Source organism: Phycisphaerae bacterium, assembly GCA_017999985.1.
In the GTDB taxonomy this organism is placed as follows: Bacteria; Planctomycetota; Phycisphaerae; order UBA1845; family Fen-1342; genus JAGNKU01.
Genome location: JAGNKU010000001.1, coordinates 531674 through 558292 on the forward strand (window position 1 = coordinate 531674; position 26619 = coordinate 558292).

The 26619-nt window shown below is 67.7% G+C and carries 24 protein-coding genes; 8 read left to right on the forward strand and 16 right to left on the reverse strand.

Annotation, left to right across the window (positions count from 1 at the left end; translation table 11 throughout):
* Positions 1–132 precede the first annotated feature (132 nt).
* Complete coding sequence (locus KA383_02090) at positions 133–1653, forward strand: glycosyltransferase family 2 protein (protein ID MBP7744891.1); 1521 nt, start codon at positions 133–135, stop codon at positions 1651–1653.
* Between the two features lie 130 nt (positions 1654–1783).
* Here the strand turns inward: KA383_02090 and KA383_02095 are convergent, their stop codons facing one another.
* Positions 1784–2458, reverse strand: a complete 675-nt coding sequence (locus tag KA383_02095; protein ID MBP7744892.1) for a cyclodeaminase/cyclohydrolase family protein — start codon at positions 2456–2458, stop codon at positions 1784–1786.
* On the opposite strand from KA383_02095, the gene tadA reads away from it, so the two are divergent.
* From tadA to KA383_02110, 3 genes are all read left to right on the forward strand, one after another.
* On the forward strand, positions 2457–2936 hold the full coding sequence (gene tadA / locus KA383_02100) for a tRNA adenosine(34) deaminase TadA (GenBank protein ID MBP7744893.1): 480 nt from the start codon (positions 2457–2459) through the stop codon (positions 2934–2936). The genes KA383_02095 and tadA overlap by 2 nt on opposite strands.
* Before the next feature lie 32 nt (positions 2937–2968).
* Complete coding sequence (locus tag KA383_02105; GenBank protein MBP7744894.1) at positions 2969–3886, forward strand: DMT family transporter; 918 nt, start codon at positions 2969–2971, stop codon at positions 3884–3886.
* Positions 3887–3968: 82 nt separating this feature from the next.
* A complete protein-coding gene (locus KA383_02110) occupies positions 3969–5321 on the forward strand; it encodes a sigma-54-dependent Fis family transcriptional regulator (GenBank protein MBP7744895.1) in 1353 nt (450 codons plus the stop codon).
* An 8-nt stretch (positions 5322–5329) separates the two neighbouring features.
* Here KA383_02110 and KA383_02115 read toward each other — a convergent pair whose 3' ends face one another.
* Positions 5330–6034, reverse strand: a complete 705-nt coding sequence (locus KA383_02115) for a type II secretion system protein (GenBank protein ID MBP7744896.1) — start codon at positions 6032–6034, stop codon at positions 5330–5332.
* On the reverse strand, positions 6031–7146 hold the full coding sequence (locus KA383_02120) for a hypothetical protein (protein MBP7744897.1): 1116 nt from the start codon (positions 7144–7146) through the stop codon (positions 6031–6033). Before KA383_02120 ends, KA383_02115 begins: the two co-directional genes overlap by 4 nt.
* Positions 7147–7332: 186 nt before the next feature.
* Between KA383_02120 and nikR the strand changes: the two genes are divergently transcribed.
* The 4 genes from nikR to KA383_02140 all read left to right on the forward strand — a co-directional run bounded on the left by nikR (position 7333) and on the right by KA383_02140 (position 9856).
* Entirely contained in the window at positions 7333–7752 is a 420-nt protein-coding gene (gene nikR, locus KA383_02125; protein MBP7744898.1) for a nickel-responsive transcriptional regulator NikR, read from the forward strand.
* Between the two features lie 203 nt (positions 7753–7955).
* Complete coding sequence (locus KA383_02130) at positions 7956–8522, forward strand: sigma-70 family RNA polymerase sigma factor (protein MBP7744899.1); 567 nt, start codon at positions 7956–7958, stop codon at positions 8520–8522.
* A gap of 2 nt (positions 8523–8524) precedes the next feature.
* Entirely contained in the window at positions 8525–8956 is a 432-nt protein-coding gene (locus tag KA383_02135; protein MBP7744900.1) for a hypothetical protein, read from the forward strand.
* A 3-nt stretch (positions 8957–8959) separates the two neighbouring features.
* Positions 8960–9856, forward strand: coding sequence for a hypothetical protein (locus tag KA383_02140; GenBank protein MBP7744901.1), 897 nt, complete (start codon positions 8960–8962; stop codon positions 9854–9856).
* Between the two features lie 140 nt (positions 9857–9996).
* On the opposite strand, the gene KA383_02145 is transcribed toward KA383_02140, so the two are convergent.
* From KA383_02145 to KA383_02205, 13 genes are all read right to left on the reverse strand, one after another.
* Positions 9997–10656 (reverse strand): class I SAM-dependent methyltransferase, encoded by a 660-nt coding sequence (locus KA383_02145; GenBank protein ID MBP7744902.1) that lies wholly within the window; start codon positions 10654–10656, stop codon positions 9997–9999.
* A 375-nt stretch (positions 10657–11031) separates the two neighbouring features.
* Positions 11032–12540: an NAD(P)(+) transhydrogenase (Re/Si-specific) subunit beta gene (locus KA383_02150; GenBank protein MBP7744903.1), complete on the reverse strand. Its 1509-nt coding sequence runs from the start codon at positions 12538–12540 to the stop codon at positions 11032–11034.
* 10 nt (positions 12541–12550) lie between these two features.
* Positions 12551–12787 (reverse strand): NAD(P) transhydrogenase subunit alpha, encoded by a 237-nt coding sequence (locus KA383_02155; protein ID MBP7744904.1) that lies wholly within the window; start codon positions 12785–12787, stop codon positions 12551–12553.
* A gap of 41 nt (positions 12788–12828) precedes the next feature.
* A complete protein-coding gene (locus KA383_02160; protein MBP7744905.1) occupies positions 12829–13971 on the reverse strand; it encodes a Re/Si-specific NAD(P)(+) transhydrogenase subunit alpha in 1143 nt (380 codons plus the stop codon).
* Between the two features lie 129 nt (positions 13972–14100).
* Entirely contained in the window at positions 14101–14718 is a 618-nt protein-coding gene (nadD, locus tag KA383_02165) for a nicotinate (nicotinamide) nucleotide adenylyltransferase (protein MBP7744906.1), read from the reverse strand.
* Between the two features lie 24 nt (positions 14719–14742).
* Entirely contained in the window at positions 14743–15414 is a 672-nt protein-coding gene (locus KA383_02170; GenBank protein ID MBP7744907.1) for a tetratricopeptide repeat protein, read from the reverse strand.
* 375 nt (positions 15415–15789) lie between these two features.
* Positions 15790–16767, reverse strand: a complete 978-nt coding sequence (locus tag KA383_02175; protein MBP7744908.1) for a sigma-70 family RNA polymerase sigma factor — start codon at positions 16765–16767, stop codon at positions 15790–15792.
* 483 nt (positions 16768–17250) lie between these two features.
* Positions 17251–18345 carry a DUF1573 domain-containing protein gene (locus tag KA383_02180; protein MBP7744909.1) on the reverse strand — a complete coding sequence of 365 codons (1095 nt, stop codon included), beginning with the start codon at positions 18343–18345 and terminating at the stop codon, positions 17251–17253.
* Positions 18346–18428: 83 nt separating this feature from the next.
* On the reverse strand, positions 18429–19520 hold the full coding sequence (locus KA383_02185; GenBank protein MBP7744910.1) for a DUF1573 domain-containing protein: 1092 nt from the start codon (positions 19518–19520) through the stop codon (positions 18429–18431).
* A 234-nt stretch (positions 19521–19754) separates the two neighbouring features.
* Positions 19755–22673: a hypothetical protein gene (locus KA383_02190; protein MBP7744911.1), complete on the reverse strand. Its 2919-nt coding sequence runs from the start codon at positions 22671–22673 to the stop codon at positions 19755–19757.
* Between the two features lie 497 nt (positions 22674–23170).
* Positions 23171–24124: a type II secretion system F family protein gene (locus tag KA383_02195; GenBank protein MBP7744912.1), complete on the reverse strand. Its 954-nt coding sequence runs from the start codon at positions 24122–24124 to the stop codon at positions 23171–23173.
* A 46-nt stretch (positions 24125–24170) separates the two neighbouring features.
* Positions 24171–25181, reverse strand: a complete 1011-nt coding sequence (locus KA383_02200; GenBank protein ID MBP7744913.1) for a type II secretion system F family protein — start codon at positions 25179–25181, stop codon at positions 24171–24173.
* A 3-nt stretch (positions 25182–25184) separates the two neighbouring features.
* Positions 25185–26450, reverse strand: coding sequence for a CpaF family protein (locus tag KA383_02205; GenBank protein MBP7744914.1), 1266 nt, complete (start codon positions 26448–26450; stop codon positions 25185–25187).
* Positions 26451–26619: the final 169 nt, after the last annotated feature.

Here is a 26619-nt window from a genome sequence, read left to right on the forward strand (position 1 = left end):
CAGACTGCGGGCGGGAGAAATTGCCCCCCGGCTGGCATTTGACCTGCGCCAGGGGGCTTCGTAGGATAAGCGGCTTGTGGGTAGATGGTTATGCGGATCGGCAGCAGTTAGCCGATGGCGGGCCCGGTGTTCATGGACACGCAAACATTAGCACGAGCGGCCATCTTCGCGTACCTCGCGGTTCTGACGCTCATCTGCATCTACGGAGCTCACCGCTACTTCCTGGTCCTGTTGTACTACGCCGCCCGTCGGCGGGTGCCGCAGCCGCGGTCGAAGTTCGCGGAGCTGCCGCGGGTCACGGTCCAACTGCCGATGTACAACGAGCAGTACGTCGCGCAGCGGATCATTGAGCGGACGTGCCAGATCGACTATCCCCGGGACCGGTTACAGATCCAGGTCCTCGACGATTCCACCGACGACACGCAGCAGATCGCGCAGGAAATGGTCACGCGGATGCGCGCCGCGGGACACAACATCGTCTATCGGCATCGGACGAACCGCGTCGGTTTCAAGGCCGGCGCCCTCGAGGAGGCAACGCGCGAGGCCACCGGCGACTTCATCGCCATCTTTGACGCCGACTTCCTGCCGCCGCCGAACATCCTGCTGGAGACGATCCATTACTTCACGGATGAGCGCGTCGGCATGGTCCAGTCGCGCTGGGAACACCTGAACCGCGACCTGTCGCTGCTCACCCAGGCCCAGGCCATCCTGCTCGACGGCCACTTCGTCATCGAGCACACCGCGCGCAACCGCACCGGCCGGTTCATGAGTTTCAACGGCACGGCGGGCGTCTGGCGGAAGGCCGCGATCACCGATGCCGGCGGCTGGCAGCACGACACGCTGACCGAGGACCTCGACCTCTCCTACCGGGCACAGCTCAAGGGCTGGCGGTTCGTGTTCCTGCCAAACCTGACTTCGCCGGCCGAGCTGCCGCCGGAGATGAACGCGTTCAAAGCGCAGCAACACCGCTGGACGAAGGGTGGAGCCCAGACCTGTCTGAAGGTGCTGCCGCGGGTGCTGCGGAGCGACGTCAGTTGGAAGGTGAAGCTGGAGGCTTTCTTCCATCTGACCAGCGGGGCGGTCTACGTGCTGGTGGTGATCCTGAGCCTGCTGGTCGGACCGGCGCTGGTCGCCAAGCTGACGCTCACCAAGCCGCAGGCTTCGTGGGTGTACTGGTTCGAGTTCCTGCTGTTCATCATCGGCTTCGGCTCGACGACGGCGTTCTATATCGTCAGTCAGCAGCAGCTGCTCCGCGGCTGGTGGTACGGGCTGCGCCACGTGCCGACGCTGATGGCCGTGGGCATCGGCATCGCGTTCAACAACGCGATCGCGGCGCTGGACGGGTTCTTCGGGCAGACCGGGGAGTTCGTCCGGACGCCGAAGTTCGGCGACGCGGCCCAGGTGAGCGGCGACTGGCGGACGCGGCTGGGGGCGTTTCAACTCAAGAAAAACTGGCAGGCCTGGCTCGAACTGATCATGGCGCTGTATCTGACGGGCTGTGCCGTGGCGCTGCTGTTCTTCGACCGCTGGTTCGAGCGCGTCTCGATGGCCCTGCCGTTCCTGCTGATCTTCATCGTCGGCTACTTCTACGTCGCCTTCCAGACGTTCTACACGCGCTGGCTCTCGCGCCACCGCCCCAACGCGACGGCGTAAGCGGTCCGGCCGGCGGGTTTTGTCCGCCAGCAGTCGAGGGGTATTCCACCGAGTCCGGCGCATGACACCCGCGCCGGGACGGGAACGGGCCATTCTCCAGCCCGCAAGGCCGAGCTGGAGTAGCCGGGGGTCAGTCCGTGTGATCGGCCGCCAGCAGCGGCGTCAGTTGCTGTTCCACCGCTTTCGCTGACTCGGGCGACATCAATGGCAGGTTCGTCCGTACGTTCGCCGCCGCGGCGCGAAGCCCGGCCCGCGCGAGGTGCCGGGCTGCTTCCATGTCCGCCCGCAACAACGGGTTGCCGACTTCCTGCAGCGCCTGCACCGCGTCCGCGACCTTGGCGCAGAATCCCGCCGTCTCCAGCGGCACCGCCCCGGCCACCCACGCCGCCTCCTGCACGCGCGCCGCCCGCTGCGGGTCGGACTTGTCCAGAGCCAGCGCCGCGTTCAGCACGCCATACGCCGTCGCATCCTCGTCCATGAGCTGCCGGAGGTGCTGGCGCGCGCGGTGCAGGCGCTCGGCGAGGTTCTGCACCTGCGGCGCGACGGCCGCGAACTTCGGTCGACCGAGCGTGTACGCCGCCACCATCTGCCCCAAGCCCGCCGCCAGCGCACCGGTCAGGGCCGCGACGCTGCCGCCCCCGGGCGTCGGCGTGCGCGACGCTAGCTGCTCCAGGAACTCGTCGATGCTCAACTCTGCCAGGGACATGTCCGCACTCCGCCGCGGCTGGCCGGCGAACCCGCGCACGTTGCCGCCGCAGCGCGCATAATACGCCCCGGCGCCGCAGCGCCCAATCGGTGAACCCATGCTTGGACTGCACCAGGACGAAATCGACCGGCGCTACATGCAGCAGGCGGTGGAGCTGGCCCGCAAAGCCCTCGACAGCGAGGACGTCCCCATCGGCGCCCTCGTCGTCCACGAAGACCACATCATCGGCCGCGGCTACAACCAGCGCGAGAAGCTGCGGGACCCCACCGCCCACGCCGAAATGCTGGCAATCACGGCAGCAGCCGAATACCTCGGCCAGTGGCGGCTGGATGACTGCACGCTGTATGTCACGCTGGAGCCCTGTGCCATGTGCGCCGGCGCCCTCGTCCTGGCCCGGCTGCAACGGCTGGTCTACGGCGCCACCGACCCCAAGGCCGGCGCGTGCGGCTCGGTGTTTGACATCGTCCGTGACCCGCGTCTCAACCACCAAGTCGAGACCATCGGCGGCGTGCTGACCGAGCCGGCGGCCGAGCTGCTGCGCGATTTCTTCCGCCATCGCCGGGAAATCGGCGACTGACGCCGGCGTGTCCGGCCGGGTATAAAGCCACGATGTCCGCACTCGCGCCCCCCCGCACAGATCACCAGTGGCCCGGCGTGGTCGTGCTGATTCTCTGTGCCACGCTGTGGAGCCTCAACGGCCCGCTGATCAAGCTGTTGGACAAGGCCGCAGTGCCGGCACTGACGATCGCCTGCGGCCGTTCGCTGATCGGCGGCCTCGTGTTCCTGCCCTTCGCTTGGCCGCGCCGCGCCACCGTCCGCCAGGTGCGCCCCGCCTGGCCCGTCGTGACCATGCTGACATTCACGATCATGACCGCCTCGTTCGTCATCGCGAACACGAAAACCGCCGCGACGAACGCCATCGTGCTGCAGTACACCTCGCCGATCTGGGTGTTCCTCTTGGCGCCGCTCATCCTGCGCGAACGATCCAGCCGCGCCGAGGGCGCCGTGCTGCTGGTCGCGATGGCCGGCGTCGGCGTGATCCTGGCCGGCAATCCGCCGCGCGATCTGCCCGGCCTCGGCTGGGCGCTGCTCAGCGGCTGGGGCTACGGCACGCTGACTGTCCTGCTCCGCAAGCTGCGACCGGTCAGCCCGGCCGTCGTCGCCGCGGCGAACGCGCTGGGCTCCGGGCTGCTGCTGCTGACGCCGGTGCTGCTGAGCGGCGCGTACCGGCTTAACGCGTACCAGTTGTCCGTCCTGTTGCTGCTCGCGCTGGTCCAGTTCACGCTGCCGTACCTGATGTTCTCGTGGGCGCTGCAGCGCGTGGACGCGCACCGGGCCGCCCTCCTGCTCCTGCTCGAAGTCGTCCTCAACCCGATCTGGACGTTCTTCGCGGTCGGCGAAATCCCCCCGGCGGCCACGCTCGTCGGTGGGCCGCTGATCCTTGCCGGCGTCGTGCTCTCCCTGGTCGTCGGCCACCGCCGCGCGCGGGCGGCCGCGGCGGAGCTGGCCCCACCGGGAGGGCCTTGAGCCAACCGGCCACCGGCGTTATTTACGGTACAATCCCTGCTCTGCCGGGTGTGCGACCCGGCGAGGCTCTGGTACGGAACGCATGCCGCAGACGGCGTTCATCCTGGTCCTGACGGACGACGAGGCCCGTGGGCAGCGTCTGCGCGAGGTGCTGCGCGAGAAATTCGGCCACGTGTGCAGCGTCGTCCAGGCCCTGCGCGAAGCGCTGGACTCGATCCGCGCCCGTCCGCCGGACGTCGTGCTGACGCACCCGCAGGTCGGCGGCGCCCCGACGCTGGCCCCGCTGGCCGAGTTGCTCGACGGCGTGTCCCGCGACGCGGCCCTCCTGGTACGCGGCACCGCCGAACTGCCCCAGGTGCGGCACATTCACCTCGCCAGCATCGCCGACACCGCCGATGTCGACACGCTGGCCCAGACCGTCAGCACCGCGGCGCGCCGCGCCGTGGCCCGCCGCGAGGACCGCCTGCTGAAGGACTCGATCGCCGACCAGCAGGCCGAGGCGTTCGAGGGCATCGTCGGGGTGTCGCCCGCAATGCGGCGGATCGTCGAGCGGATCAAGAAAGCCGCCCGCAACAAGTTGACCGTGCTGATCCTCGGTGAGACCGGTACCGGCAAGGATCTGATTGCGGAGGCGATTCATCGGCAGTCGGACCGCGCGGCGCGGCCGATGAAGTCCGTCAACTGTGCCGGCCTGAACGAGAACCTGTTGGAGAGCGAGCTCTTCGGCCACGTGCGCGGGGCCTTCACCGGCGCGGTCAGTGATCGCAAGGGCTACTTCGTGGCCGCGGATGGCGGGACGCTGTTCCTGGACGAGATCGGCGACATGCCGCCGGCGATGCAGGCCAAGTTCCTGCGGGCCCTGGAGCGGCGCGAGATTACGCCGGTCGGGTCGACGGACGTGCGACGGGTGGATGTGCGCGTGATCGCGGCGACGAACGTCGATTTGCAGAAATACGTTGAGGACAACAAGTTCCGCGAGGATCTGTACTACCGGCTGAATCAGTGGGTAATCGAAGTGCCGCCGCTGCGCGAACGCCGCGACGACATCCCCATCCTCGCCGACTACCTGCGCCAGCGGGCGAACAAGGCCCACGGCGCGACGTGCACCGGCATCTCGAGCGAGGCGATGGGCTATCTCACGAAGTACTACTGGCCCGGCAATGTCCGCGAGCTGGCCAACGTGATCGAGGCTATCGTGGTCGAGGCGGAGAACCGGCAGCTCGAAGCCGACGACCTGCCCGAGCGGATCCGCGGCTCGCGCGAGATCGTCCCGGCCTCCGCGTCCGGCATGGTCGGCCTGACCATGGCCCAGGTCGAGCGCATGATGATTGAGCGGACGCTCCAGGCCACACACGGCAACCGCGAGCAGGCCGCCAAGATCCTCGACATCGGCACGCGCACGCTTTATCGCAAGATCAAGGAATACGGGCTGTAGCGGGCCCGCTACGGGCTCGTGTAGGTGTGCCCGGCGCGCGTTGCGAAATGCGTAATTAAGCCCGTGTCGCCCGCGTGTTGCAGCCAGAGCGACCGTCGCAGCGGAAAGCGGCTCTCGTCGATCTGGTCACTCCCCTCCATGCGCGGGAACTTTGGTGCCTTTGGATCCGGTCCCACGCTCCAAATGGCATAGCGCACCGGACAGGGTGGTTCGGAGCGCAAAGCACGATGACGCGTGCCGGTCTCGGCGTCGCAGCGCGGGAAATCGTCCGGCACCCAGATCCACGCACGCGGCTGATAGGGAGTCGCCGGGAAGTCGTAGAACTGCCCGTTGTACCAGATCGGCCCCGGCGCCCGGTACTTGTACGTCTGCCACGGCGCGAAGAGGTCGACGTACTGCGCCTGGTGCTTGTGCTCCGTACTCGGCGGCGGTGCCAGCCAGCGCTCGCGCGACAATTCTTCCGGCAATTGCAGTTCCACGTTCTCGCCGCAGCCCATCCGCGCCGGCGGCAGACGATCACGGTTGCCCAGCGCGTACGCCTCGAGCGCCACGCCGATCTGCCGCAGCTCGGCATGGACGCGCACAATCCGCGCGTGCCGGCGCCCCTGCCCGAGCGCCGGCAGCAGCACCGCCAGCAGCATCGCGATGATCGCGACCACAACCAGCACTTCGATCAGCGTGAAGCCCTGCGCTGGTCGCCGGCGGACACTCATGGTTGCGTCAGTAGCCCCACAAACGGGTTGATGTCACGGAAGTTGACCGCACCGTCACCATCAATATCGGCATTGCTCGTCGGGCAGCAGGGAAAATCCGCACCGTAGCTCTCGGGGCTGGTGAGCGCCAACACAAACGGGTTGATGTCGCCGAACCCCACCGCGCCGCTGCAGTCCACATCGCCCGTGAGCATCAGCTCGTGCGGTCGCACGTAGCCTGTCGCCGCCGGAATCCACAGGCGATAGCCGTACGTGTACGGGCTGCCCGCCGTCGCCTCCTGGTCAAAGATCCCGATCAGGTCCACCTGCCCCGCTGGCGGCGGGCACGTGCTGAATCCGGCGCCGCGGCCCAACAGCACGGGGAGGGTGCGACCAGTGTCGTCCATGATCGTCAGCTGTGCGTTGGGCCCCCAGCCCGCCGTGCTCACAAATGAAACATTCAGGATTTCGACCAGCGTGCCCTGGAACCACTCCGCCCCGGACAGCCGGCTCGGGTCAAAGATGAACTGATCGCTCGTGTCCTTCACGTACGCGAGCGTGATAGTCGCCGGCACCAGGCCATACCCGGCCTCGAGCAGCACAATATCGTAGTCCATCTCCGGCGCGTTGAAGTGCTTTTCGTTCACGTTGGTCTTACCGCGATAGAACATGCCCGGGGCTCGCGCCCGCACCTCGACAAGATCACCGGGCACGAAAGCGTGCCCTGTCACGGGATCGTGCTCCAGACGTTCCAGCTCGGCCAGCCACTCCGCATCCGTGTAGCTGCCGTCCGGGTGATTGCCCACCATCTTGCCAATGTTCTGACCCATCCAGCACGCCGTCCCCCCAAAATCGGCGTCGCCCACGGCCTGCACGTACACCTGCCACTGGCCGCCGATGAACGGATTGGCGCCCGGCGCCGGGTCGAGCAGATCGCTGGCCCGATTTACCCAGACGCCGCGCAGCTTTACGGGGTCGACGGTAGGGAACGTGCCCTCGCCGAACGCGTTAACCGCCTGGTACTCCGCGTGCTGCGTGTACGGCATGGCCGCCCAATCCGGCTCCGTGCCGTAGGCCCCGGGAATCGACAGCGCCAGACTCACCACCACCGTCATGCGTAGCCACCGCGTCATGTTCCGCTCCTTGTGCGCCTGAAGCTCTCATCGGTAATACGATTCCGAGAATCGTAATAACAACCGCCCGACCTTGTCTAGTCCATCCGAAACCGGTCCGCCGCGCAGAACTTGCCAGCGCCGCCCCGGCAAGCTACACCACTCGCCGAGCGCCGCGACGGCCCCGCGCTACCGGAGTACACCGTCATGTCTGAACTCGTCCGGATCAGCATCTCGCTCGAACCCACTCTCGCCCGGCGGCTGGAGCGCCTCATGCAAAACAGCGGCGTTGCCAACCGTTCGGAATTCGTCCGCGATCTTGTCCGCCAGCGGCTGGTCGAGGAGGAGTGGGCCGATACGCGCCAAACCGTGGTGGCCACCATCACGCTCGTCTACGACCACCACGCGCGTGAGTTGCTCGACCGGCTCACCGCCATCCAGCATGATCACGCCGACGCGATTCTGGCCTCGACACACGTCCATCTTTCGCACCACATGTGCGCCGAGATGATCATGGTGCGGGGCAGACCCGCGCAGCTTTGCCGGTTGGCCGACGCGCTCCGCCAGCAACGTGGCGTGGTCCACGCGGCGCTCAGCCCGGCCACGACCGGCGAAGCCCTGCGCTAACTTGCCGAGGGCGAGTGGCCGGAATAACTCGGAGCGGCACGCTCAGTTGATTTTCCATTCTCAAGTGCGGCGCGGTGACCAGTGCCCATGTACGCCGTCGCCGGGCCCGGCATAATGCGGACGTCCCGCGGCCGGGCTGCGGCGCGGCGGGAGGCCCGGCAATCAATCGCTGCCGCAGGCGTTGGGCCTGATGTGAGGACATCGTGGACCGGACCGGCCTGGATGAGCTCCTCCGGCGCGCCCGTCAGCGCGACGCCGACGCGCTCGGCCGGCTGGTCGAGTTGTACAGCCCACGTGTCTTCGGGCTGGTCTATCGGCTCGCGGGCTCCCGGGATGCGGCCGAAGACCTCTTGCAGGAGACGTTCCTGCGGGTCGTGCGCGTGATCGGGGAGTATGAGCATGTGGGCAAATTCGAAGCCTGGCTCTTCCGCATCGCCGCGAACCTCGCCCGCGACCGGGCCCGCAAGCGACAACGGCGCGGCGAAGGCGGCGTGCATGATGACGCTAACGGCGCGACGTCGGCACGCCCCGCGCCTGCCGTCGCTGACGAACCGGCGCAGGCCCTGGAGCGACGCGAGGCCGGTGAGCGGCTGGCTGCCGGTTTGCAGCGGCTGCCCGACGCCGATCGAGAGATTATCCTGTTGCGGCACTACTCGGAGCTGTCGTTTCGCGAGATCGCGGACTTGCTGCATGTCCCGCTTGGGACGGCCTTGGCTCGCGCGCACCGGGCCTTGCAGCGACTCCGGCGCGAGCTGAGCGCGGAAGAATGATCATGGACGGCGATTTGCATGGGCTGGAGCGCACGGTCGAGCGGGAGATGGGACTCCTGCGCGGCCTGCCGGACGTGGCGCCGCGCCCGGAGTGTCTCGCGCGCGTGCAGGCCGCCGTGCGGGCGGAGGCGCTGCGCGCGGCGCGGCGCGGGCCGCTGCGGCGCTGGGTGCGCGTCGCCAGTGGTGTGGCGGCGGCGGCGGCGCTGGTGTTCGGCTGGACGACGTGGTCGCGTGCCACCCGTGGGCCGGCCCTGCCCGATCCGGAAGCCGTCGTGGCCGAATGGGCAGCGGCGCTGGACGAGTCCAACTACTGCCTGCGGCAGTTGACCACCAGCGGCTGGGCGCGCGGCGATGCGACGCGCGACGCGGCCGCGGAGCTGGACGAGTTGCTGCAAGGGCTCGATGATTCGTTCGAACGTTTTGAGGGTCTGTAGCCGGTGACGCACGCAAGCGTACAACTCGGCCGCTGGGGCGCGCTGGGCGTGGTGCTGCTGCTCGGCGGGTGGGCCGTGCCGGCTGGCGCGCAGGGTCCGCCGAAGCGCGAGGGCTTCCGGTCACCGCCCACGACGCAGGACGCCGGGCGCGGCGGTTTCCGCGGCCGCCGGATGGAGCACGTGATGCGCGGGCTCTTCCGGATCGAGCCGGAGGACGAGGGTCCGTTACAACCGGGCGAGGCGGAAGAGCTGCTCGAGTTTGCCCGCGAGCATGCGCCGCGGCTGCACCGGGCGATGACCGCGCTGCGGGAGCGGAGTCCCGAGCGTTTCGCCGAGCGGATGACGACGCATGCGCCGCGGCTGCGGCACCTGCGGCGGGTGTGGGCGCGCAATCCGCGGCTGGGGGCGATCATCCAGACCTACGCAGAGAACCTGATCGAGATCGAGCGCGGCGCGCGGGCGCTGCGCAAGACGCCGGCGGATTCGCCGACCTATGAGCGCGACCTGCAGGCGCTGCGCGACTTGATCGCGGACAACTTGCGGCGCGAGTCGGATGCGCTGGAGGCGCTGGCGGAGCATCTCGATGCGCAGCGCGCCACGCGCGTGGCGGAGCGCGTCACGCAACTCACCAGCGCAGGCGCTGATCTGTCGACCGAGCCGGAGAAGGTGCGCGATCTGGTGGCGACGTATCTCGCGGCCGCCGGCGACGCGGAGCGCAACGCGGCACGCGAGAAGCTGGAGGCGGCGGTCACGCACCAGTTGACCACCGAGAGCGCGGCGCTGCGCGAGCGGGCGGCGCGGCAGCGCGAGCACGCGCCGGAAGAAGTGGATCGCCGGGTCGAACACGCGCTGGCGCCCGGCCCACCCGGCCGCCCGGACCAGCACCCGCCCCACCGGTAGCATCGAAGTCGCGCGGCGCTAATCAGAGCCCGGAGCGGAAGCGACGGGCCGTAGAACCCAAAGCGGAAACGGCGCGCCCAGCCACGGAATTGCGCATCCGCAGACCCACTCGCTGGCGCTCGGGGCTTTGGTGCGCGGCCTCACACCGTCGCAACAATCAGAAAAGAATGACTGAAGTACCGGCGGAAGAGGCGCTTCCACGCCTTCAGCCACCGGCGCTGCGGCTGGATCCAGTAGCCCTCCACCGGCTCGAACCCGCAGCGACGCAGCAGCCGGGTGAGCGTGACGGGGTCGAACCAGACCACATGGCCCTCGTTGCAGCGCGGCCGGCCGCGCCGCCAGATGTGCCACGCCTGCAGTGCGTAAAACGGGTTCGGCGTTGTCAGAATCAGCTTGCCGCCGGGCTTCAGGTGGCGGCGTACCGCGGTGAGGAACAGCCCGGGGTTGTCCAGGTGCTCGATGAGCTCGCCGGCGACGATCGTGTCGAACTGCCAGCCGAGGTCGAGCGTCTGGACGTTGGCGCAGACGGCGTGGTAGCCGGCGCTCTGCAGGGCGGCGACACCCTCGGCGTCGTGGTCCACGCCCACCGCATCAGGGTTCACTTCGACCAGCCGGCGAAAAAGCAAGTCGGGCGCGTGGGCGCTGGTGTGTCCGGACCGGCGGGCGGGCCGGGCATCGACGCAGCCGAGGTCGAGGACCGCCGTCCCGGGGACGATGTGCGGGGCGATGGCGTCGAAGCGGTCGCGGATGGTCGTGTCGAACACGGCGGCGAGTGTGGCGTGGGCGGCGGTAGGGGTCAAGCGGTGGAGGCAGCACCGCGTGGGAACGTGGGAACGCGAGCACGTGGGAACGAGGGCGGACCGCGCCGGACCGGTCCGCGGGCGAGGTCTATGATCCGCTCGTGGTGCGCGTCATGGCCAAGTACCTGAAACGGTCCGCCGAAGGGCTAACCGTGGCGCGCTTCCGGTCCGGCATTGGGCGTCTCAGCGGTCACCTTGGCCGCAAACGCGACGGTCCGGTCGGCTGGCTCCGCGCCTGGCGCGGCTGGGAAAGTTTCCAATTGATCCTGCTCGGAGCCACGCTCGCAGCGGACGGTCGAGATGCGGGTAACAGCAACAGTGGTGTGCTCCTGCCACGGCTTGGCTGCGCCCAATCGTGCTACACCGTCGCGCGCGTCAGTGCCCCTTCAGCTCACTCACGATGCTGCTGACCATCTTCTTGGCGTCGCCGAAGACCATCACCGTGTTGGGCAGGTAGAACAGCTCGTTCTCGATCCCGGCAAAGCCCGGGTTCAGGCTGCGCTTGAAGACCATGACGGTCTTCGCCTTGTCCACGTCGAAGATCGGCATGCCGAAAATCGGGCTGCCGCGGTCGTGGCGGGCCGCCGGGTTGACTACGTCATTGGCCCCGATGACCAGCGCCACGTCGCACTGGTCCATCTCGGAGTTCAGCTCCAGGTCGGCGAGCTGCTCGTACGGCACGTTCGCTTCGGCCAGCAGCACGTTCATGTGCCCCGGCATGCGGCCGGCCACCGGATGTACGCCGTACCGGACTTCCACGCCTTTCTTGCCCAACTGGGCGGCCATCTCGGCGACGGCGTGCTGGGCCTGGGCCACGGCCATGCCATAGCCCGGGATGATGAAGACCTTCTGGGCGGCCTCGAGCACCATGACCGCCTCCTCGGCGTCCATCTGCCGGACGGTCTTACCCTCGGCCGACGTGGCGCCGGCCGAGCTGAGCTCCTGCCCGAACCCGCCGGCCACCACGTTCAGCAGCGAGCGGTTCATGGCGTTGCACATGATCTTGGTCAGGATGATGCCCGACGCGCCAACGAGCGACCCGCTGATGATCAGGCAGTAGTTGTCCAGCGCGAAACCGGTGGTCATCGCCGCCAGGCCGGAGTACGAGTTCAGCAGCGAGATCACGACCGGCATGTCGGCGCCGCCGATCGGGATGACCGCCATTACGCCAAGCACGGCGGCAATCAGATACAGGGCGATGATGGCCCAGAGCCCGGCCTGGTAGTCGCGGGTCATCAGGACGCCCAGCCCGACGCAGACCAGCAGCAGCACGATGCTGAGCAGGTGGTGGCGCGGCACGAGCAGCGGGTTGCTGATGGACCGGCCCTTGATCTTCCAGCCTTCCAGCTTGCCGTAGGCCGTCACGCTGCCGGTGAAGGTCACCATGCCGATCAGCGCACTCAGCCCGATCGTGATCAGCGTGTCCAGGCGCGGGTCCCGGAGCGGGTCGAAATACACGCGCAGGAACTCGGCGAAGGCGACGGTCGCCGAGCCGAGGCCGCCGAAGCCGTTCAGCATGCCCACCATCTGCGGCATCGCGGTCATCTGGACGCGGAGCGCGAGCACGGCGCCGATGACCGAGCCGGTGATGAGCCCGGCGCCGATCGTCCACCAGCTCACGATCTCCTTGTCACCCAGCGTCACGACGATGGCGATGAGCATGCCGACAGCCGAAAGCAGGTTGCCGCGGCGGGCCGAGCGCGGGTGCGACATCATCTTCAGGCCGAAGATGAACAGGGCGGCGGAGACGAGGTAGGCGAGGTTGATGCCCAGCTTGAGCAGGCTGTCGGCGTGTTCCGCGGCCTCCGTCAGGGCCGCCGCTGTTGCCGGGGCGCTGCTGATGGCCTGGGCCAGAAGCCCGCTCACATGCGATAGGTCGTTCATGCGCAGGCTCCTACTTCTTCTTGAACATGGCCAGCATGCGATCCGTCACCTTGTACCCGCCGACCACGTTGATCATCGCGAAGGTCACCGCCAGGAACCCGAGAACCTCGCTCCAGGCGCCCTTGTGCAGGCCGGCGATCACGACTGCGCCGACGATCGTGATCCCCGAGATCGCGTTCGAGCCGGACATCAGCGGCGTGTGCAGGATGGGCGGCACCTTGGCGATCACTTCGAAGCCGATGAACATCGCCAGCACAAAGATCACGAAGTTGTTGGTGAAGAGCTCGATCACGCGCGACCCTCGCTTTCCATGGCGGCCTTGACCCCCGTGTGGACGACCTGGCCCGCGTGCGTCACCAGCGCGCCGGCGATGATCTCGTCCGTCAGGTCCAGGTTGAATTTCTGGTCTTTCCAGAACTCCAGGATGAACGTTGTCAGGTTTCGCGAATACAACGTGCTGCCGTCCTTCGGCATGTCGGACGGCAGGTTCAGCGGGCCGATGATCTTCACGCCGTTCTCGATCACCGTCTCCCCCGGCCGCGTCAACTCGCAGTTGCCGCCCGCCTCGGCCGCCAGGTCGACGATCACCGAGCCGGGCTGCATTCGGCGCACCATCTCGGCGGTAATGAGCTTTGGGGCCTTCACGCCGCCGATCAGCGCGGTCGTGATGACGACGTCGTTGAGCGCGCACTGCTGGGCGATGAGCTCGGCCTGCTTGCGGTAGAACTCCGCGGAGAGCTCCTTCGCGTAGCCGCTGGCGGTCTGCGCGTCCTCGGCGCTCTCGACGCCGACGAACTTGCCGCCCAGGCTCTGGATCTGCTCCGCGACGACCCGCCGCGTGTCCGTCGCGCTGACCGTCGCCCCCAGGCGCTTGGCGGTGGCGATCGCCTGCAACCCGGCCACGCCCGCGCCGATTACGAAGACCTTCGCCGAAAAGATCGTCCCGGCGGCGGTCATCGCCATCGGGAAGTACCGGCACAGCGCGTTCGCCGCGATCAGCACGGCCTTGTAGCCGGCGATGTTCGACATCGCGGACAGCGTGTCCATGGACTGCGCCCGCGTGGTGCGCGGGATACAGTCGGTGGAGAACGCGGTGATGTTGCGTTCGGCCAGCCTGCGGACCGCGTCGCGGTTCTTGATCGGCAGCAACGTGGTGAGCAGCATGGCGCCGGCGCGCATCTGCTGAATCTCGGCCGCGGTGGGCGGCTGCACCATCAGCACGAAATCCGCGCCGCCCAGCAGGCCAGCGGCGTCGGTCGCGAGCGTCGCGCCCACCGCCCGGTAGGCGTCATCGTCGAAGAACGACGCGCTACCCGCACCGCTCTGCACGGCGACCTCGAGGCCCTTGCCAATGAGCTTCTTGCAGGACTCCGGCACCAGCGCGACGCGCCGCTCGCCGTCCCGCGTTTCCTTCGGCACCGCAATCTTCATAGTGTCCTCTCTCAGCCGCCGGCGTGGCACCGGCGCAGCCCCGGCAGATCGGCCCACGGCCCTGGCAAACACGTGGGATGTGCTATTGTAGTCACGAGGTCGCGCCGGTAAAGGCGGGGCGCGGCGCGCCTACGCGGACCGATACAACCCGTGCTCCGCGATGTAGCCACGGACCGCTTCCGGGACGAGATGACGGATGCTCCGGCCGGCCCGCACGCGGGCGCGGAGGTCCGTGCCGGAAACGTCGATCCGTGGGCTTTCGATCACGTGCTGCAGCAGCCGCTCGCACTGCGCCACGGAAAAGCACCGGCCGAGGCGGGCGGCGTCCGGCGGCGCGTAACCCGAACGGGCCGCCGTCACGATGGTGCACGCGTCGACCAGCTCCGTCGCGTGATACCACGACTCCAGCTCCAGCAGGCTGTCCATGCCAACCAGCCAGCACAGCTCGACCGCCGGCCCATGCGCGGCGCGGAAGTGCGCGACCGTGTTGAGCGTGTAATTCGGCCCCGGCTGCCCCAGCTCCCAGTCGCTGACCTCGAACTGCGGATCGTCCGCGACCGCCAGCCGGCACATCGCGAGCCGGTCCGCCGGCGGCGTCAGCGTGCGGCGCTGCTTGTGCGGCGGGCTGGCGCTGGGGATCAGGATGACGCGCGGCACCTGCAGCCGCTCGGCGATGAACCGGCTGACGATCAGATGTCCGTGGTGGATGGGATCGAACGAACCGCCGTAGAGCAGGATGCGGTCCACAGGCAACATTCCCGGTGGGAGGGGTCAGGCGTGCTGGCTGCCCCGTGACTCCAGCGCGGCCTCCAGCTCATGCAGCGCGACCGGCACGTCCTCGAGTTGCGGATGGATGCGCAGCGCCTGCCGGTAGCAGTGCAGCGCCCCGCGCAGGTTGCCGCGCTCCACACAGGCATGCCCCAGAGCCGCCGCCGCACCGAAGTGGTACGGATTCAGCCGCAGCGCCTGCCGGTATGCCTGCTCCGCCTCTTCCACGCGCTCCATCATGGACAAGGCCAGCCCGCGCTGGAAGTGGGCCTCGGCGAAATCCGGCTCCGCGGCGACGAGTGCGTCGAAGGTCCGCACCGCCGCCCGGCTGTCCCCGGTCTCCAGATAGCCGATGCCGCTCGCCAGTCGCCGGTTGCCGTCCGCCGACCCCGCCTGCATCCACAGCGACCAAAGGCAGTGCTCGGCGAGCTGCACCACGCCCGCGTCCTCGTGGTGCAGACACAGCGCCAGCACGGCACTCTCGCGCATGGTCCCATACATGCCCAGGTAGAGCACCGCAGCGCGCACCGCGCTCGGGTCGGGGGCGGCCAGCAGCGACACGAGTCCCGCAGGCGTCGGCTTCTCGCGAATCAGGGCCTCGAGGACCGTGCGGTCGACGTGCACGCCGGGGATGACCCGGCGGAGGATCCGATTGATTGTGGCGTCGTATGTCACCCTTCCACCGTTCCAGCCAAACGTCCTGCGGCCGGTGCGCCTCCTCGCCTGTCAGACCATCCTTGAGGTCGCGGCGCAATCGGATTCGTCGCTTGCCAGGGACGGACACGTCCCCGTGCACCGAATGGTATGCCCATGCGGTAGGAAGGGTCAAATAAGCATTGTGCCGGCGCGGCCCCCCGGCACCATTGGTAATTAACGTCCTGATATGATGTTACGTGCTGGCCGTCGGGAGCGGGAACGGTCGCGGAAAGCCCTTTCTCCCCGCAGGGCACGAATAACTCCAATTCGTGCCGCGAGCAACCGATGAGGGGCAGTCATGCGGCAGGGTGGCCGCTTTTTGCCCAGTGCCGGGCCGGCCCCCGCATCCGCCGGCTACTGCGTCAGGACGGCCTGTTCGAGGGCTGCCCGCAACTTGGTCAGGGCCTTGTTCTGGATCTGCCGGACGCGCTCCTTGGTCACGCCGATCATCTCGCCGACCTGTTCGAGCGTCTTGGCCTTTTCGGCCGGGTCGCCCGCGCACGGGTCGAGCGCGAAGCGGGCCAGGATGACCTTCTGTTCGACGTCGCTGAGGCGCGCGCTGTTGTCCGTGAGAATCGATTTGAGTTCGTGCACGCACTCGCCCTCCGCCCGCACCCGGTTTTGTTCCAGACTGTTGCCGCGCTCCAGCGCCGGATCGAACTCGGTGGGGAAACGTCCCCGGTGCCGTGCCATCCGCGTCGCGACGCGCGAGAAGCTCTTCAGGATCGCGCGACAGGCATACGTGCTGAAGCGATAGCCGCGCGCGCAGTCGAACTTGTTCACCGCACGCAGCAGCGCCAGGTTGCCCTCGCTGATCAGGTCCGTCAGATCCACGCCGGTGATCCGCGTCCGCTTGGCCATCGCCAGCACCAGCGGGATGTTCTCCCGCACCACCTCGCCGCGCGTCCCGGTCGTCAACTGCTCCCACCGCAGCAGGGCCCGTGCGGCTTCCTCCGTGAGGCGCCGCCCGGCGAACTCGGTGAGGATGTTGAACATCTGCCGGCGGCAGTAATTCAGCCGCAGAAAGAGGTATCGCTCGCGCTCGAGCTGGCGCACCGCCTCGCCCGGCTGTTCGAGTCCGTAGACGCCGCTGTCGTCACTGTGGGTCGGCACGTCCTCCCATTCGTACAGCGGCCGGTGCAGCAGCCCCGCTGCGGCCGGCTGGTCCAGAAACGGGTCGGGGACGTACTCGACGGGTTCGCTGACCAGGCGCTTGAGCAACTTGGCTTCGGCCGCGCTCAGCACTTGCATCACGGGCGCGGAAGGCAATTTCGCCTTGGGCACCAGCTTGACCAGATTCGTCGACGTGGTCGTCGGCTCAACAGGAAGCATCGCTTCTCCCATCCTGCACTCGCATCCTTCTCCTGACGCGGCGCGCGGCTCTGCCCGCGCGACGCGGCCTCTGAATGGGGCTGCACATCCAGTGGATGCACACCACCACGCAGAAATACAAACATGGAGCCGTGGTCCCGGCAGGGGGGAGCCGACAAGACATGCCGGGTACGGCAACAAGGGGAGCCAAGGGAAGTATACTCAACTTCGTCGTCGCGAGCAAGAGAAACTTGTCACTACCGCTCCCGGATCGGGGCACGTGCGATAACACATGGACATGCAATCATTTACCGCGGTTTCGGCGCCCGTGGTCATGCGAAGACCGACGACGGTTTTCCGCGTCGCCACGCGGCGGATTCCCCACTGCCCGATAGTACCTGACCGCCCGGCCCGGCCGCGCACCGCGGTCATACCGCCTGCTCTGACGCGAGCACGCCCCCGCAAACGCGCCCTCGGCTCGCCACCCCGCGCGGCGGGCGGTGCCTATCCCGGTTGCGGCGGCGCGACTGGCGCGGCCTGCGGCTGCGTAGTCGCCGGCGGCGGCGCGATGATCTGGATCGGCACGCTCAGCGTCCGGTACTCGGCGTCGGCGGCCGTGGTCTTGATTTCAATCCGCGGCTCCACGCCGGCGGGGATGCGGTCGCCCGGCGGCAGCACGACGGTGACCTCGTAAACGGCGGCGGACTTGCCAGCAGCGCCGGGCGCGGCCTGCCCGAAGGTCACCTTGATCGCGTCGTGACTGGCCTGCGCGGACTCGATCTCGCACGGGTAGTCCGGCGCGTGCGAAACGCGCAGCACGCGCGTCATCGGGCTCACCGCGTTCCTGGGCAGATACAGCTTCGCGGGCCGCACCGACACCGGCGGCTGCACGAACCCGTACATCGGCACCGAGATTTCCGGCACGAGTTCGATCCCCGTCGTCAGGACGACGTTCGCCTGGTAGCGGTCAACCTTGAGCGGCGGCTGCGTCCTGGCCGTCAGCTTGTAGCGCTGCCCCGGTTCGATCTCCTGGATCTCGACCGCGAAGGGCCCGAAGTCCTGGCCCTCCTTCAGCTTGAGGAATAGCTTGTCTGTGTACTTGTTGACGACCTCGACGGCCTTCGATTCCTGCGATTGCTGGTAAAGCTGCCCGAAGATCATCCCGTCCTTCGGCTCGAGCTCATAGATCGGCTTCACCTCGCCGGTGATCTTGATGACGGTGGAGCCGCGGGCCGGGTCGTTGCATGTCAGCGTGACGGTCTGGTTAGCCGGTCCCAGCCGGCGCAGCGAGTCATACGTGATCGTCATCGTGTCCGACGCGCCGGGCGCCAGCGGGCTCTTCGGCTTCGTGGGCACGGTGCAGCCGCAGGAGCTCTTGACCTCGAGGGTCAACGGGGCGTCACCCGTGTTCTTGATGGTGAATTCCTGCTTCAGCGGCTGGCCCTGCCACGCCGTGCCGAAGTTGAACTCGGTCGGGCTGATCTCGAAGCGCGGTCCCGCGCCGGCCGGTGCCGCCGCCGGCGCCTGCGCCCAGGCCGCGCCCCCGCACGCCATCCCCGCAATCCACACCGCGCCCCACGCCCAGTATCGGCTAACCATGAACTGCAATCTCCTGCCAAGGCCCCAGGGGTTTCAGGCACACGCGCGGGCCCGCCGCCCGCGCTGCCACCGCCAGCCGGCGACTATGGCACCGGCTGTTGCGGGCTTTCCGGCGGCCCGCGCAGCTTCAGGTCCCACTCGTGCGGGTCGCTGGTCACCAGCACTTCAAGCTTCGGAAAGTCCTTGTCGTCGGTCGTGTACGTGATCACGGCCCCCTCGGGCGGCAATGCGCTCGCGGGCGGCAGCTTCACCTGCGTCCGCACGACACACGTCAGCTTGGGCGTCAGCTTCTCCAGCCCGCCGATCGGTGGCTCCGGCGCCCGCACCGTGACCTTGATATCCGGGTGGTTCGCGGTCGCGCCGGTGACATTGAACGGGCCGGTGCCGTAGTACTGCAGGCTCACGGCGCGTTCACCGGCCGTCGTGGCCGTCTTCGGGTCCAGGTAGATGATCGGGGGCATGACTTGGACGCGCGACATGATCTCGACACGCGCGCCGATCGAAACCTGCGACTCCTTGGACAGCCCCGTCGAGAAGATCAGTCGGCCGCGCCGCAGCGACCCCGGCGGCAACTCGTGCTTCGTCTTGGCCGTCACGATGTACACCAGCCCCGGCGTGACTTCCTGCACCTCAACGTCCAGGTCCGGCAGGTTGGTCGAGATCAGCTTCAGCTTCATTGGCTCCGACATCTGGTTCTCGAGCCGGATGCTGCCGGTCTGCCCGGCCGACGGATCGAGCGAACGGATGGTGAGCCCGCCGAGCGGCGTGCGCTTGACGGCGCGGCGGACGACCCCGTCGATCCGCATCTCGACCTTCGGCCGCGCCGGGTCGTTGCTTTCGATGATGACCTTCGAGTCGACGTGGTCCTGCTTGCCCTCGGAGTTGTACCGCACCTTGACCTCGGTGTTTTCGCCGGCGGGGATGCGGTCGCGGGCCGGCTGGACGACGGTGCAGCCGCAGGTCGAGGTGACGTTGGTGAGGACGAGCTCGGCGTTGCCTTCGTTCCGGACGATCAGCGTCATCGTCGGGCTGTCGGGGTGCCAGACCTCGCCGAAGTTCCACGCTTCCTGCGACAGGACCAGCTTGGGGGCCTTGGTCTGCTGTGCCAAGGCCGCGCCGGGCAGGCTCGTGCACGTCAGGAGCACAACCAGCCAGGTGAATCGGTACATCTGCATCCGCGACCTCCGCGGCCAACGCCGTCGGGCGCATACCCCGCACTCACGGGGCCCGCCCGCCGGACCACTCCGTCCCCGGTTCACCTTAGTATGCGTTGACGCCGCCGCGGCTGCAACCGGCGCAGCGGGCGCGGAATGTCTTCGGGGAAGCGTACGCCGGGCCAGACGTCTGGTTCGCCGTCTGGCCCGGCCAAGCCGTGGATGCTCTTGCGGCGGGCTGCGACCGCGCCGCCGTTACTTGGCCGCCTGTGTAATCAGCGTGACGAACGGGTTGATGTCGCCGAAGTCCACCGTCCGGTCGCCGTTGATGTCGCCCAGCCCCATGTCGCAGTCCGGGTACATCGCTTCGTAAGCCGCCGGATTCGTCAGCACGAGCACGAACGGGTTGATGTCGCCGAACCCGACCCGCCCGCTGCAGTCGAGGTCACCCACCACGCCGGTGCCGCCGTCGCGACGGATGTAACCCTCGTCAAAGGGGATCTCCGTCTCGCCTGGTTCGAACAGGCTCTGCACATCCACCCACACGCCGCCGATCTTCGCGTAGCAGTTCAGCGCGTTGAGCCGCAGCGTGGAGCCGTTCTTGATCACCAGCCCGTCCGGGCCCCCCAGTCCGTACAGGTACAGGGCTTCCGGCACGTTGGTGCCGCGGTTGCCGTTGTTCACCACCTCCATGAGCTGCACCACCGTCGGCTGCGTGTCCGTGCCGACGATCAACTGGCCCAGGCCGAAGTTCAGCACGCTCTCATCCGGCGGCGGAATGCCCACGTCCGTCCCGCCGATCTCGAGATACTGCGGCATCGTGCCGTCGAACTCCAGGATGCCCGCCTGAGCGCTCATGTTCGCCTCGGCGGTGTACGCGAACTGGAAGTTCCTACCCACCGAGACCTGTCCGCCGGCCGCGATGCTGAAGCTGCCCGCGTCGAGGAACAGGTTGCCGGCCACATCCATCGTGGACGTCACGTCGGTCACTGCGATCTGGACGTTGCTGGAGGCCGTCAGGTTGCCGAACAGCATCGTCGCGGCGCCGCCGATCGTGAACTTCGTCGGGCCGGTGCCGGTGACGGACTGAAGGTGTGAGAGGTTCACGGTCCCGCCGCTCTCGGCGGTCACCTCAAACCGATCCTCGCCGCGCGCCGGCCCCGCGATGGTCTGCACGCTGGACAGGTCCAGCGTGCCGCCGTTGGTCGCCGTCACCCGGTGGACGGTCGTGTAGCCCGAATTGTCGTTGAACGCGGCATTGAACGTCTGGAGTGATGACAGGTCGAGCACGCTGCCGGTCCCGTCCACGGAGAACAACGTGTGCGTCGTGTTGTCCACCGTCAGGCCTTGCGATGAATACGTGGCCGCCGTCACGTCCCCGTATGCGCAGCCGAACTGCAGCCCGCCCGCCACGGCGATCTTCGAGTTATCCAGGCTCTGCAGCGCGCCGGTCGCGAACGTGCGCGCCGGATTCAGGCTCAGCACCCCGTACTGCACGGTTACGAGCTGCGGAGCGTTGATCGCACCGCCGTCCGTGATGTTCACCGTGTTCGTGGAGCCGCTGAGCGCCACCAGGTTGTTCGCGTTGAGCGTCGCGCCGCTCGGCACGTTGAGCGTCCCGCCCGCAAATGTCGTCAGCACGGGCAGGTCCAGCGTCGTCCCGGCTGCCAGATCAAAGGTCGTGCGCGCCACCTCGCTCAGCGCCGGCAACATGTAGCTGGGCGCGTTGAGCTGGAACCGCACGTAGCCGCCGTTGACCGACTGCAGCCCCGTCAGGTCCAGCACGCCGCCGCTGTTGAGGACGAATTCCAGGCGGTCCTCGCCGCGAATCGGTCCCGTGACGTTCTGCACGCTGGACAAATCCAGCACGCCACCGTTGGTCGCTGCCACCCGGTGGACGGTCGTGTAGCCTGAGTTGTCGTTGAACGATCCGTTCAGCGTCTGCAGGGACGACAGGTCCAGCACGCTGCCGGTCCCGTCGACCGACAACAGGGTGTGCGTCGTGTTTTCCGCCGTCAGGCCTTGCGATGAATACGTGGGCGCCACCACGTCCCCGTACGCGCAGCCGAACTGCATCCCCCCCGCCACGGCGAGCTTCGAATTGTCCAGGCTCTGGAGCGGGCCCGTCACAAACGTGCGCAGTGGGTTCAGACTGACCACCGCGTATTGCAGGCTGACGAGCTGCGGGGCATTCAAGGCACCCCCATCCGCGATGTTCAAGGCATTGGTGGAACTGCCGAATCCCAGCAGGTTATTCGCGTTCACCGTGGCCGCGCTCGGCACGTTGAGCGTCCCGCCCGAAAACGTCGTCAACAGGGGCACGTCCAGCGTCGTCCCCACAGCCAGATCGAAGGTCGTGTTGGCCACCGTTAGCAGCGAAGGCAGCGCGTAGCTCGGCGTGCTGATCAGGAAGCGGACATAGCCGCCGCTGACCGACTGCAGCCCGGTCAGTGGCAGTGTGCCGTCGTTGCTGATGATGAACTCGAAACGGTCCTCACTGCGCCAGGGCCCCGTCACATCCTGGAGGCCGGACAGATCCAGCACTCCGCTGTTGGTCGCCAAGACCCGATGAACGGTCACGTACCCCGAGTTGTCGTTAAAGGACGCGTTGAGCGTCTGCAACGTAGACAGGTCCAGCACGCTGCCGGCCCCGTGCGCCGAGAACAGCGTGTGCGTCGTGTTGTTCGCCGTCAGGCCTTGGGAGGAGTACGTGGTCGCGGCCAGCGCGAGTTGCCCGCCGCCGTACGCCGCCAGGCGCGACTGGTTCCCATAGAACGCGGTCCCGGCAGCCAGCGCCAGGAAATCGCCGTTGTCCGCGCTGATCACGCCGGCGATGTGGGCATCGTCCAGTACCGTCAGGCTCGTGCCGGGATCAATGTACAACGTGCTGCCGGCCGCCAGGTTCAGGTCGGTGACCGTACCTGGAACGTCGACGTCGAAATACACCGTGAAGGCGGCCGGAATGACGACGTCGTACGTCGTCATGCCGTCGTTCAGCGGCACCATCCCGATGTCCCAGTTCCCCGCGGTGGCATACAGGCCGTCGCCCGCTGCGCCCGTCCACGTGGCGGTCGTCTGTCCAGCCGAAGATGCCGCCAGCCAGCCCAGCCCCAATAGCAGAATTGCGCAACGGCCAGACAGATGGCGCGCTCCGAGTGAAAGCAGTCGTTTCATTTCCCTTCTCCCATTTGCATGAAATGCATTCGTGCGGCCCCCGTTTGGGGCCGTCCAAGGTCATCATACCGCTCCCGGGCCCGTTCCCGCTTATGTTTTCAAGCTTTTTTCGGGCGGGCGCGTGGTCGCGTAGCCCACCACTGGGCGTGGATCGACGCGTAACGCCGGCACTGCCCACCACTCTCACGCCCATGTGGCACGACCCGAGGTAGCCAGGCCGCGGCGCGAATCGCTGTCCTCCTTCTTCCTCAGCCCTGTTGGGGCTCAATGACCGTACCCCCCAGAGGCACCGATCTCACACCGAGCCCGTCGCTCTCTGCGAATGGGTCCGAAACCCGGCGTCACTGCCGACGGCACCCCTGAGCCTGGTAGGACGTGCGGACGCGGACTGGGTCACGCCGCCCGCGTAAACGCGCCACGAAGCCGTCGCGCGCCGCGGTCTGCTGACCTATGACTGATCACTGATGGCTGAGGACTTATGACCGCCGCCTTCCGGCCTACCCGCCCAGGTTCGGGTTTGCCTGCCAGGCGCGGACTGCGCTGATCGCGGCCGGACCCGCCACCACCACGGCGATCGCCGGGAAGATGAACAGGACCAGCGGGATCATGAGCTTGACCGCGGTCTTCTGGGCCTTTTCCTCGGCGGCCTGCCGGCGCTTGATGCGCAGCGCGTCCGCCTGGTTCCGCAAGGCGCGCGCGATGCTCGTGCCGAACTTCTCGGCCTGCACCACGACTGAGACGAGGCTGCGCATCTCCTCCACGGCCGCCCGGCGGGCCATCTTCTCCAGCGCCTCGTTGCGCTGCAGGCCCATCTGCGTCTCCATCGTGGCGATGCGCAGCTCTTCGGAGAGTTCCGGATGCACCGAGGCCATCTCGTCGCCGACCCGCTTGAACGCCGCGTCGAGCGCGAGCCCGGACTCGACCGACACGACCAGCAGGTCCAGCGTGTCGGGCAAGCCGTGACGGATCTTCTGCTTGCGGTTGCTGGCGGTGACGCTCAGCCAGAGATCGGGCAGCATCAGGCCGGCCCCGGCGCAGAAGAACGCCAGGCCGGCGACGCTGAGCATCTGCATGTGCGCAGCCCAGCCACCCAACCCGCCCAGCACCAGGCCGGTCAGCGCGAGCGCGGTCTTGCTAGCCAGAAACGTCATCTGGGCCTGAGCCTGGCGGAAACCGGCACTGGCCAGTTTCATGCGCAGGTTGCTCTGGGCCTCCTCGTTCGTCGGCATGACGAGCTTGGAGAGCACCGGGGCCGCCTTGCGCACCAGCTCGTTGGTGGAGGACTCGCGGGCCCGCGCCCGGATCTCGGCCTCTTCGTCGGCGCCGCGCCGCCCCCACAGGCGCCGCTTGACGGCGTCCTTGTCATTCCGCCGGCGCGGCAGCACGCTGTACGCGATCAGCCCCAGGGCGACGATGAAGAGGATGATGACCGTGAGTACGTTCGTGTCCATGGCGTTTTTCCCGGCCGCGCGGGCGGCGCGCGGGCGGCCTCCTTCCTCACACCTTGATATTCACGATCTTCTTGATGAGGGCCCAGCCCATGAGCTGCATCACGATCGCGACGGTCAGCGCCATCTTACCGGTCGAGTCGGTGATCAGCAGGCTCATGTACTCCGGGTTCACCCACATCAGAATGAAGAACACCAGCACGGGCAGGGCCAGCAGCACGTAGCCCGACAAGCGTCCCTCCGCCGTCAGGGCCTTCACCGTCCCGAACAGTTGGATACGCTCGCGGATCACCGAGCTGATCTTGTCCAGCACCTCGGCCAGGTCACCGCCCACCTGGCGCTGGATCAGCACCGCCGTCACGAAGAAGCGTACGTCCAGCACGTTGACGCGCTCGGCCAGGTTGCGCAGCGCGTCCTCGATCTTCAGGCCCAGGTTCTGCTCGTGGAAAACGCGGCCGAACTCGGTGCCTGCCGGATCGGGCAGCTCCTTCGCAATGAGCTGCATCGCCGTCGCCAGCGAGTTGCCGGCCCGCAGCGCCTGCCCCAGCAGCTCGAACACGTCCGGCAATTGCTCGGTGAGCCGTTTCAGTCGCTTGTTCCGCCGGCGTGTCAGGTACAGGATCGGCAGGACGTAGACGCCGGCCACCACGCCGGCCACCGCCACGGGCGACACCTTGAGGACCAGCAGCACCGCCAGGGCAACCGCCGCGACGGCCGTCAGGTTCACGAGGGTCTGCGCCGCCGACCAGGGCATGTTGGCCTGCTCCAGGATGCGCTGGAACCGGGCCGTGACACTCAGCTTCGCGATCGCGCGGGCCAGCGCCCCGGTCGCTTCGGCCGTCTGCTTGCGGAAGTTCTCGAAGTCCAGCTCGGTGTCGCGCTGCTTGCTTGCCCCGCCCTTGAGCCGGTTGACGACGCGCCGCCGGTCGCCGGCGCGCAGGTCCATGACGACATGGAAGACACCATAGGCCAGCAGGATCGAGCCGAGCAGGGGCAGGAGGATCAGGAACGCCGATTGCACGACGGACCCTGCTCCCAGTAATAGCAGATGTGGAATCATGCCTTATTGCTCATCGACCACTAGATCACGAGGGTTGAACCAGTCGTTATCGACGACGGCGCCGGCGGAGCGGATCCGGTCCAGGAATCCCGGGCGTACGCCGGTGGAAACGATGCGCCCGTAAGCCTTCCCGGTGGGGCCCACGCCGTCCTGCTCGAACTTGAAGATGTCCTGCATGGTGACGACGTCGCCCTCCATGCCTTGCACTTCGGTGACCGACACGATTTTGCGCGGTCCGCCGGTCAGGCGGGCGGCCTGCACGATCACGTTGACGGCGGAGGCGAACTGCTGGCGGATGGCCCGCGAGGGCAACTCGAAGCCGGCCATCATGACCATCGTCTCGACGCGCTGCACGGCGTCGCGCGTGCTGTTGGCGTGGATCGTGGTCATTGAGCCCTCGTGGCCGGTGTTCATGGCCTGGAGCATGTCCAGCGTCTCGCCGCCGCGGCACTCGCCGACGACGATCCGGTCGGGGCGCATGCGCAGGGCGTTGATCAGCAGGTCACGGATGGTGATGCGGCCCTTGCCCTCGATGTTGGGGGGGCGCGTCTCGAGGCGGACGACGTGCGGCTGGCGGAGCTGCAGTTCGGCCGCGTCTTCGATGGTGACGATGCGCTCGTCGTCCGGGATGAAGCTGGACAGGTTGTTCAGCAGGGTCGTCTTGCCGGAGCCCGTGCCGCCGAGGATGACGATGTTGAGGCCGGAGACGACGCAGGCCCGCAGAAACTCGACGATCTGGGGCGCGCAGGAACGAAAACGCAGGTAGTCGTCCCACGTGATGGGGTCTTTGCCGAAGCGCCGGATCGACACCGACGGTCCGTCGATCGCCAGGGGCGGGATGATCGCGTTCACACGGCTGCCGTCCTTGAGGCGCGCGTCGACCATCGGCGAGACTTCGTCGCAGCGCCGGCCGAGCGGTGAAACGATCTTGTCGATCACGTGCAGCAGGTGGCCATTGTCCTTGAACTTCACATCGGTGAGCGACAACCGGCCGGCGCGCTCGACGTACACGTGGTGCGGGCCGTTGATCAGGATGTCCGATACCGCCGGGTCGGCCAGCAGCGACTCGAGCGGCCCGAGCCCGAAGGTCTCGTCCAGGATCTCCTGCACGAGCCGCTGCTTCTCGGCGAAGTTGAGCAGCGAGTCGGCCTCGTCGCACAGGTCGGTGACGATCTGCCGCACCTGGTTGCGGATCTCCTCGCTGGCGTTCTGGGCCAGCTTGGTCATGTCGAGCTGGTCGACCAGCTTGCGGTGGATCCCGGCCTTCATCTCCTGGTACTTCCGCAAGCGCTCGTCGGCGAGCGGGTCGGGCCGTGCCTTGGCGGCCGACGGGGGCGTCGGTCCCCGGGGGGTCGTGACTGGCGCCGCCGGCTCCGGCAGCGGCGGCTTGGTGGTCGGCGGTGATGCGACGCGCGCGGGGTTTCCCGTGCTTTCCTTG

Excerpts from the sequence above, each read along its gene's own strand:
- KA383_02090 (MBP7744891.1), top strand. The coding sequence starts at position 133 with ATGGACACGCAAACATTAGCACGAGCGGCCATCTTCGCGTACCTCGCG.
- tadA (MBP7744893.1), top strand. The coding sequence starts at position 2,457 with ATGCTTGGACTGCACCAGGACGAAATCGACCGGCGCTACATGCAGCAG.
- KA383_02095 (MBP7744892.1), bottom strand. The coding sequence starts at position 2,458 with ATGGGTTCACCGATTGGGCGCTGCGGCGCCGGGGCGTATTATGCGCGC.
- KA383_02105 (MBP7744894.1), top strand. The coding sequence starts at position 2,969 with ATGTCCGCACTCGCGCCCCCCCGCACAGATCACCAGTGGCCCGGCGTG.
- KA383_02110 (MBP7744895.1), top strand. The coding sequence starts at position 3,969 with ATGCCGCAGACGGCGTTCATCCTGGTCCTGACGGACGACGAGGCCCGT.
- KA383_02115 (MBP7744896.1), bottom strand. The coding sequence starts at position 6,034 with ATGAGTGTCCGCCGGCGACCAGCGCAGGGCTTCACGCTGATCGAAGTG.
- KA383_02120 (MBP7744897.1), bottom strand. The coding sequence starts at position 7,146 with ATGACGCGGTGGCTACGCATGACGGTGGTGGTGAGTCTGGCGCTGTCG.
- nikR (MBP7744898.1), top strand. The coding sequence starts at position 7,333 with ATGTCTGAACTCGTCCGGATCAGCATCTCGCTCGAACCCACTCTCGCC.
- KA383_02135 (MBP7744900.1), top strand. The coding sequence starts at position 8,525 with ATGGACGGCGATTTGCATGGGCTGGAGCGCACGGTCGAGCGGGAGATG.
- KA383_02150 (MBP7744903.1), bottom strand. The coding sequence starts at position 12,540 with ATGAACGACCTATCGCATGTGAGCGGGCTTCTGGCCCAGGCCATCAGC.
- KA383_02155 (MBP7744904.1), bottom strand. The coding sequence starts at position 12,787 with ATGTTCATCGGCTTCGAAGTGATCGCCAAGGTGCCGCCCATCCTGCAC.
- KA383_02160 (MBP7744905.1), bottom strand. The coding sequence starts at position 13,971 with ATGAAGATTGCGGTGCCGAAGGAAACGCGGGACGGCGAGCGGCGCGTC.
- KA383_02175 (MBP7744908.1), bottom strand. The coding sequence starts at position 16,767 with ATGCTTCCTGTTGAGCCGACGACCACGTCGACGAATCTGGTCAAGCTG.
- KA383_02180 (MBP7744909.1), bottom strand. The coding sequence starts at position 18,345 with ATGGTTAGCCGATACTGGGCGTGGGGCGCGGTGTGGATTGCGGGGATG.
- KA383_02185 (MBP7744910.1), bottom strand. The coding sequence starts at position 19,520 with ATGCAGATGTACCGATTCACCTGGCTGGTTGTGCTCCTGACGTGCACG.
- KA383_02190 (MBP7744911.1), bottom strand. The coding sequence starts at position 22,673 with ATGAAACGACTGCTTTCACTCGGAGCGCGCCATCTGTCTGGCCGTTGC.
- KA383_02195 (MBP7744912.1), bottom strand. The coding sequence starts at position 24,124 with ATGGACACGAACGTACTCACGGTCATCATCCTCTTCATCGTCGCCCTG.
- KA383_02200 (MBP7744913.1), bottom strand. The coding sequence starts at position 25,181 with ATGATTCCACATCTGCTATTACTGGGAGCAGGGTCCGTCGTGCAATCG.
- KA383_02205 (MBP7744914.1), bottom strand. The coding sequence starts at position 26,450 with ATGAAGGCCGGGATCCACCGCAAGCTGGTCGACCAGCTCGACATGACC.